Origin of the sequence: Flavonifractor sp. (genome assembly GCF_019422385.1) — a bacterium.
Taxonomy (GTDB): domain Bacteria; phylum Bacillota; class Clostridia; order Oscillospirales; family Oscillospiraceae; genus Flavonifractor; species Flavonifractor avistercoris.
In genome coordinates this window covers 1-1,946 of record NZ_JAHZDL010000167.1, presented here as the reverse complement: position 1 = coordinate 1,946, position 1,946 = coordinate 1, and the positions used below count along the sequence as shown (strand labels likewise).

The following is a 1,946-nucleotide window of genomic DNA, read 5'->3' as shown; positions in this document are numbered from 1 at the left end:
ATGCCCACCATGGCGAAGGGGTTGAGCTGGGCCAGCCAGGCCACGGTGATGGCGGTGAAACCGGCGTTGTTTGCCACGCCGGAGTAGAGGGTGTTGTTGGCGCCGGAGACCAGCAGGAAGCCCACGATGCCGGCGATGGCGCCGGAGAGGAACATGGTGCGCATGATGATCCACCCCACGTTCATGCCGGCGTAGCGGGCGGTGTTCTCGCTCTCGCCGATGACGGCGATCTCATAGCCGTGCTTGGTGTAGCGCATGTAGAGGAACATGAGCACCGTCAGCACCAGCACGATGATCCACCCGCAGTACACCCCAGCCACCCGGGGCAGGCAGGCGTTGGACGCGAACTGCTCGATCTGCTGGCTGCCCCGGGGGATCTTCTCCCAGGGCCCGCCCTGGAGCCACTTGACCACGCCGATGATGATGTAGTTCATCATCAGGGTGAACAGGGTCTCGTTGGTGCCCCACCGGGCCTTGAAGAAGGCGGGGATCAGGGCCCAGATGCCGCCGCCCACGGCGCCGGCGGCGCACATGATCAGCAGCAGGGGCACCTGGGGCAGCCGGTCGGCCCAGAACAGGGCGAAGTAGGTGGCGCACATGGCGCCGGCGGTGATCTGCCCCTCGGCGCCGATGTTCCAGAAGCGCATCTTGAAGCAGGGGGCGATGGCCAGGGCGGCGCCCAGCAGGGGGATGAAGTTCTTCACCGTCTGCCGGATGCCGGAGGTCTTGCCCAGGGCGCCCTCCACAATGGTGGCGTAGCCCTGGACGGGGTTGTTGCCCGAGATCAGGATCACCAGGCCGCCCACCACCAGGGCCAGCAGGATGGCCGCGATGCGGATGCCCCACTGGGCCGCCGCCGGCATGCTCTCCCGCTTTGCCAGGCGGATCAGGGGGGTCTTTTCGCCGTTATGCATCCTGTGCCGCCTCCTTTCCGCCGCCCACGTGGGTCATGTACAGGCCCACCTCTTCCTTGGTGGCGCCCCGGCCGTCCACGATGCCGGACACCTTGCCGCCGCAGAGCACCAGGATCCGGTCGCACAGCTCCAGCAGCACGTCCAGATCCTCGCCCACCAGGATCACGGCCACGCCCTTCAGCTTCTGCTGGTTGAGCAGGCCGTAGATGGTGTAGGAGGAGTTGATGTCCAGGCCCCGGACGGGATAGGCGGTCATGAGCACCGTGGGGGTGGAGTCGATCTCCCGGCCCACCAGCACCTTCTGCACGTTGCCGCCGGACAGCCGCCGCACCGGCGTGGACACGCCGGGGGTGACGATCTCCAGCTCCTCAATGAGCCGCTCGGCCAGGGCCCGGGGGGCCTTCCGGTCTACAAAGGGGCCCTTGTGCTCCCGGTAGGTCTTGAGCATCATGTTGTCCACCATGTCCATGCCCGCCACCAGGCCCATGCCCAGCCGGTCTTCGGGCACGAAGGCCAGGGACACGCCCACCTTGCGGATCTGGGTGGGGTTCTTGCCCACCAGCTCCTCCCCGTTTCTGTCCACCGGCACGTGGTAGCCGGCGATGTCGCTGTTGGGGTGGGGCGGGTAATAGAGCACGCTGCCCGCCTCCACATGCTGCAGGCCGGCGATGGCCTCCAGCAGCTCCTTCTGCCCCGAGCCGGCGATGCCCGCGATGCCCAGGATCTCGCCGCCGAAGGCCTGGAAGGACACGTCGTCCAGGGTCTTGACCCCCTCGTGATCCCGGCAGGTCAGGCCCTTCACCTCCAGCCGCAGATCCTTATATTTGGCCTCCGGCCGGTCGATGTTCAGGCTCACCGCCCGGCCCACCATCATCTCGGTGAGGGCCTGGGGGTTTGTCTCGGCGGTGTTGACGGTGCCGATGTACCTGCCCTTGCGCAGCACCGCCACCTGGTCGGACAGGGCCATGACCTCGTGGAGCTTGTGGGTGATGATGACGATGGCCTTGCCGTCGGCGCGCATGTTGCGCAGCA

General features: G+C 67.0%; 2 protein-coding genes. Both read right to left on the bottom strand.

Going from position 1 to position 1,946, the window contains the following annotated elements; genetic code table 11:
• Nucleotides 1-914: ABC transporter permease (locus QZ378_RS12835; protein ID WP_291258549.1), on the bottom strand; the 914-nt coding region annotated here is incomplete at its 3' end.
• Nucleotides 907-1,946 (bottom strand): ATP-binding cassette domain-containing protein (locus tag QZ378_RS12830; RefSeq protein ID WP_291258548.1); only part of this gene is annotated, 1,040 nt, incomplete at its 5' end. The genes QZ378_RS12830 and QZ378_RS12835, both read right to left, overlap by 8 nt.